Here is a 5,359-nt window from a genome sequence, read left to right on the forward strand (position 1 = left end):
GGAGAAGGTCTCGCTGGCCAATGCCGGCATCGGCGCCGTCTCCCAGCTGTGCGGCATGCTGTTCATGCACCAGGCGGGCGTCAAGCTCACCACCGTGCCCTACAAGGGCGCAGGCCCGGCCATGAACGACCTCATGGGCGGCCAGGTGGACCTGCTGTGCGACCAGACCACGCAGACCGTGCCCGTGATCAAGGACGGCCAGCGCGCCAAGGTCTTCGGCGTGACCACGCCCAAGCGCCTGTCCTCGCTGCCCGACATCCCCACGCTGGACGAGCAGGGCCTCAAGGGCTTCGACGTCAAGGTCTGGCACGGCATGTACGCGCCCAAGGGCACGCCCAAGGAGGTGGTCATGGCCATCAACAAGGCGCTGAACGTGGCCATCAAGGACGAGAACGTCAAAAAGCGCATCGCCGAACTCAGCTCCGACCTGGTCACGCCCGACAAGGCCACGCCTGAAGGCCTGCGCACCCACCTGCAGGCCGAGGTGGCGCGCTGGGACAAGGTCATCAAGGCCGCAGGCGTCTCGGCCGAATAAACCGCTCTCCCAAGGACATCCGCATGCACGATCTGGCGCGACAGGCCACTTCCTTTCTCTTCGTCCCCGCCACGCGGCCCGAGCGCCTGGGCAAGGCCCTGGACAGCGGCGCCGACATGGTCATCGCCGACTGGGAGGACGCCGTGGCCCCGGCCGACAAGGACGGCGCCCGCCAGGCGCTGGCCCAGGCCGTGGGTGCGCTGGAAGGCCCGGCCCGTGCCCGCCTGCTGGTGCGCATCAACGCCGAAGGCACGCCCTGGCATGCGGATGACCTGCGCGTGCTGGCGCAGCTGGTGGAGCAGGGCGTGGCCGGCGCCATGGTCTCCAAGGCCGAGCGCGCCCAGACCCTGCATGCGGTGGCCCAGGCTGCGGGCGCACGGGCGGCCGTGCTGCCCCTCATCGAAAGCGTGGCCGGCCTGGACGCGGCCGACGCCCTGGCTGCCGCGCCCCAGGTGGTGCGGCTGGCCTTCGGCCACCTGGACTTCCAGGTCGATGCGGGCATGGCCTGCGGGCAGGGCGAGGAAGAGCTGCTGCCCATGCGCATGGCCCTGGTCCTGGCCTCGCGCCGCGCCGGCATCGGCGCGGCCGTGGACGGCGTGACGGTGGACACGCGCAACCCTGAACGCCTGGCGCTGGACGCGGCACGCGCGCGGCGCATGGGCTTTGGCGGCAAGCTGTGCATCCACCCGGCCCAGGTCCAGCCCCTGCACGCCGTCTTCGACCCCGATGCAGCGGCCGTGGCCCACGCGCAGCGCCTGCGCCAGGCCCTGGCCGAGGCCGGAGGCGGCGTCTGCGTGCTGGACGGCCGCATGGTCGATGCGCCCGTACTCAAGCAGGCCGAACAGGTGCTGCTGCGCCATGCCTGGGCGCAACAGAGATCTGCAGCACGATTTTGATGGAAATGAGACTGAAAGTCCGTTTTGAACTCAGAGTTTTCTGATTCTGGCGCAAAAAGTCCAATGATTTCCCTGATGGTGAATCCATCTGCCTCGAATACGCTTGGCCAACTCGATTGATTTCGAGACGGCGGTTTCTTGATCCGGTGTCTCCGTCCATGGTGGCACCCAGGCAAAGGAGCGTGTGATGGCAGTGATCTCGGGGACGGCATCGAACAGCGGATTCAACGGCCAATTGAATGACCGACTGAATGACAGACTGAACAACCGATTGAATCGGCGCCAGGCGCTGGCCCTGGCGGTCGGCGCCGCGGCGGCAGGGCCTGCCAGCGTGCTGGCGCAGGCCGGCTTTGCCACGCGGCCCGTGCGCATCGTCGTGCCCTTTGCGGCGGGCGGCGCCACCGACGTGATTGCGCGCATCCTGGGCGAGCGCATGGCCCAGCAGCTGGGCCAGACCGTGGTGGTGGACAACAAGCCCGGTGCGGCCGGACTGATCGGCGGCGAGATGGTGGTCCGCTCCGCGCCCGACGGGCTCAACCTGCTGCTGGGCACCACCTCCACCATGCTCACCAACAAATACCTCTACAAGAAGACCGCCTACGACCCGCTGACCGACCTCACGCCCCTGTCGCGTGTGTGCATGGCGCCCATCGCCCTGGTGGTCACGGCCGACGTGCCCGCCACCAACCTGCGCGAATTCATGGCCTGGGCCCAGGCCAACGCCGGCAAGCTCTCGTATGGCTCCTACGGCATAGGCTCGCACGGCCACCTGGCCTGCGCCGTGCTCAGCGAAATGGCCGGTGCCGGCATGGCGCATGCCGCCTACCGGGGCGAGGCGCTAATGGTGCAGGACATGCTGGGCGGGCGCATCCCCATCGGCATGGGCAGCCTGCTCACGCTCAAGCCCCACATCGATGCAGGCAAGCTGCGCGCCCTGGCCGTCACCGGCACGCGCCGCGTGCCGCTGGTGCCCGATGTGCCCACCTTTGCCGAGGCCGGCTACCGCCACGAGGCCATGGAACTGTCCGGCTGGCTGGCCATCGCCGGCCCCAGGGGCCTGCCGGCCGACCTCACGCGGCAATGGGGCGAGATCTCCAACCGCGCCGTGGCCAGCCGCGAAGGCACGGCCCGCATCATCGCGGCCGGCTTCGTCCCTGTTGATGACGACAGCCCTCAGCGCTTCGGCAAGGCCTGGGCGCAAGAGGCTCCGGTCTGGGGGCGGCTGCTGCAGTCGGCGGGGGTGCAACCCGGTTGATGGCGCACAGCGGCCCTGGTTGCCCAAGGCTGCACTCATGCCCTGTGCTGTAATCGCCCCTCCTCAGGCGGCCCCGGTGGTGCAATGCCATGACGGGACAGCCCGTGGTTTCTCAAACATTCAAGAGAGGGTATTACCGTGAGTGCATTGGTCATCAAGGCCTGGAAGGCCAGCGAGCAACCCATAGACGACAAGGGCAACCACATTGCCATCACAGGCCGCGAAGGCGGCCTGGTCGCCTGGATCCTGTCCAAGGTCAACATCGATCCCACCACCACCATCCGCGTGGGCAGCGAGCGCCTGGAGTTCAGCAGCGCCTCGCTGTCGGGCACCCAGTCGCGCCTGATCCCGCTGCAGGGCATCTGCTCCACCTACTACGGCTATCACAAGCCCTGGAAGACGGCGCTGGGCATCGGTGCCCTGTCCCTGTTCATGGGCGGGTCCATGATGGCCCAGAGCTTCTTTGCAGGCCTGGTGGTCATGCTGATCGGCTGGGGCATCGCGGCCGTCATCTACTTCCTGAACCGCACCCTGACGCTGGGCTTCATCGAGAACAGCGGCGCAGTCAACGGCATCCAGTTCAAGCGCTCGGTGATCGAGAACATCGACATCACGCAGGAGCAGGCCAGGCAGGTCTGCGAACTGATGCAGAAGCTGATCGAGGCCAAGGAAAAGCGGCTCTGACCGCTTGAGTGAAAAGGAAAGCGCGGCATGCGCTTTCCTTGTGCGCGCCGCGATCTGGGGGCAAGACCCGGCGCGCGCTATTGGGCAGATGGGGAGCAGTTGGGCTCCACGTCCATGCCCAGCGGCAGGTAGTAGTGCTGCGCGCTTGCCCATCTTCCACTCGCCACCTGCTCACGCCACTGCACATGCAGGCCTTCGCGGGATAGGCAGTGATCCACCCGCGTCAGCCTCGGCCGATCCGGCCACCAGACAAGCAGGCGCTGCGGACCCAGCACCCGGACTCTCGCACCCTCGGCCAGTTGCAGGCCAATGAATCCCTCGGCGACGGGCGGCATGAACAACGCCGCACGTGCAGCCGCTGCAACGGCCTCCATGTCCTTTTTGCCCTGGTAGCGCAGGATGCCGCTTTCCGCCGGTTGGCCTGCGGTGACGCAGCATTCGGGTGTCTGGCTGGGCTCGGGCAAGAGACGGATGTAAGGCCGTGGGGCTGTTGATGGCCGTGGTTCTTCCGATGACAGGTTGGCGGAATCGGGTCGGCGTGCATCCAGCAGGCCCACAAGCCCTGCGTCAGCGGCTGCCTGCGCCAGTGCTGCGCCTGTCAGGCCGATGGTCAGCACCAAGCGCCGGATTTTCGGCCTCACGCGGGAGGGTTTCATTGAGGCCCAGCTTGGCAGGGAAACTGTTTGGCAAGAATATCGGTGATGACGTGGGCAGCCCGAGTTGCGCGCTGTCTGGCATCCATGCTTCGCAAACTGCTGTGCAGCACCTCTGCCAGAGTGATGGTCTTGAGGTGCCGGTAGTCACACCAGGCCCGGCCTTCCGTGGCGTCGAGAACGCCGAGCAGGTACATCTCTGCATACCTTCTTTCCGGCACTTCCTTGCTCATGTAAGCCGAAAAGAATGCCTGCGCCGTCAGGTTGTTGTTCTCGATGATCAACCGCTGAGAGTCTGCCGTCGGGCGTGTCAACCGGGTGTCGGCGTGCGCACAGACCGATGTGCCGAGACCCCATGCCAAACAAAGCACGGAAATGGGCCGCAAGACCATGGCACGGATGCAGGTCATGGCCAAAACGCTCTGGTCAGGGACTGACACCTTGCGCCTCAGGCCTGAGCCCCGCCACGCGCCATCAGCTTGAAGGTGCCGGTGGCCAGGGCCACCAGGGTGCCATCCTCGGAACGAACTTCGCCGCGCGCGAAGCTGATGGAGCGGCCGCGCCGCTCGCAGTGGGCGGTGGCGATGAGATCACCGCTGCCGGCCGAGACGTAGTGCAGCGTGAGATCGATGGTGGCCACGCCGAAGGCCGTGGGGTCATGCGAGCGGCAGGCCGAGGCCAGGGCGCAGTCCAGCAGCGAGGCGATGGCGCCGCCGTGCACGTCGCCGCGGCTGTTGGCCTGATCCGGTTGAAAGCCCATGCGGATCTGGGCGCGGTCCTCGCCGATGCGTTCACCGCTGAGCTTCATGGCGCGGGCCATGGGCATGGGCAGGCCGAAGAGGATGCCGGGCGCCTCGCCTTCGAAGGGGTTGGCCGGGTGGTCTTTGATGGGTGTGTTCATGCGGGCAATCATCGCATCGGCATGACTCAATCCACACGTGCACCTGTCGATTTGACGACAGTGGCCCAGCGCGTGATTTCCTTGTCGATATGCGCCTGCAGCGCCTCGGGCGTGGAGCCCACGGGCTCGTAGCCGCCGGCGGCCAGCTGGGCCTGCAGCGCGGGCTGGCGCAGGGCGGAGGCGATCTCGCGGCTCAGGCGCTGGGTGGCTTCGGCGGGCGTGCCGGCCGGCGCGATGACGGCGTACCAGCCGGTCACGTCGAAGCCTGCGATGCCCTGCTCCTGGATGGTGGCCACCTCAGGCGCCAGCGCCGAGCGCTGCGGGCTGGTGACGGCCAGCGCATGCATGCGCCCGCTGCGGATGTGGGGCATGGAGGTTGAGATGCTGTCGAAGGTCAGGTCGATGTCGCCGGCCAGCATGGCGTTGACCACGCCC

The 5,359-nt window shown here is 67.2% G+C and carries 8 protein-coding genes; 4 read left to right on the forward strand and 4 right to left on the reverse strand.

Annotated features, from left to right (window positions below; all coding sequences use genetic code 11):
* The 4 genes from JHD82_RS28405 to JHD82_RS28420 all read left to right on the forward strand — a co-directional run.
* Window positions 1-535 (forward strand): tripartite tricarboxylate transporter substrate-binding protein (locus JHD82_RS28405; RefSeq protein ID WP_269848173.1); only part of this gene is annotated, 535 nt, incomplete at its 5' end.
* A 23-nt stretch (window positions 536-558) separates the two neighbouring features.
* Complete coding sequence (locus JHD82_RS28410; RefSeq protein ID WP_199140214.1) at window positions 559-1,431, forward strand: CoA ester lyase; 873 nt, start codon at window positions 559-561, stop codon at window positions 1,429-1,431.
* 187 nt (window positions 1,432-1,618) lie between these two features.
* Window positions 1,619-2,686, forward strand: coding sequence for a tripartite tricarboxylate transporter substrate binding protein (locus JHD82_RS28415; protein ID WP_199140216.1), 1,068 nt, complete (start codon window positions 1,619-1,621; stop codon window positions 2,684-2,686).
* A gap of 138 nt (window positions 2,687-2,824) precedes the next feature.
* Window positions 2,825-3,370, forward strand: coding sequence for a hypothetical protein (locus JHD82_RS28420; protein WP_012202143.1), 546 nt, complete (start codon window positions 2,825-2,827; stop codon window positions 3,368-3,370).
* 77 nt (window positions 3,371-3,447) lie between these two features.
* Here the strand turns inward: JHD82_RS28420 and JHD82_RS28425 are convergent, their stop codons facing one another.
* The 4 genes from JHD82_RS28425 to JHD82_RS28440 all read right to left on the reverse strand — a co-directional run.
* Complete coding sequence (locus tag JHD82_RS28425) at window positions 3,448-4,026, reverse strand: hypothetical protein (protein WP_199140218.1); 579 nt, start codon at window positions 4,024-4,026, stop codon at window positions 3,448-3,450.
* Window positions 4,023-4,433 (reverse strand): Rap1a/Tai family immunity protein, encoded by a 411-nt coding sequence (locus JHD82_RS28430; protein WP_012202145.1) that lies wholly within the window; start codon window positions 4,431-4,433, stop codon window positions 4,023-4,025. Before JHD82_RS28430 ends, JHD82_RS28425 begins: the two co-directional genes overlap by 4 nt.
* Window positions 4,434-4,471: 38 nt before the next feature.
* A complete protein-coding gene (locus JHD82_RS28435; RefSeq protein ID WP_043783107.1) occupies window positions 4,472-4,924 on the reverse strand; it encodes a PaaI family thioesterase in 453 nt (150 codons plus the stop codon).
* A 26-nt stretch (window positions 4,925-4,950) separates the two neighbouring features.
* A partial coding sequence (locus JHD82_RS28440; RefSeq protein WP_269848174.1) for a tripartite tricarboxylate transporter substrate-binding protein occupies window positions 4,951-5,359 on the reverse strand: 409 nt, incomplete at its 5' end.

The sequence above is a fragment of the Delftia sp. ASV31 genome (assembly GCF_016428765.1).
In the GTDB taxonomy this organism is placed as follows: Bacteria; Pseudomonadota; Gammaproteobacteria; order Burkholderiales; family Burkholderiaceae_C; genus Comamonas; species Comamonas acidovorans.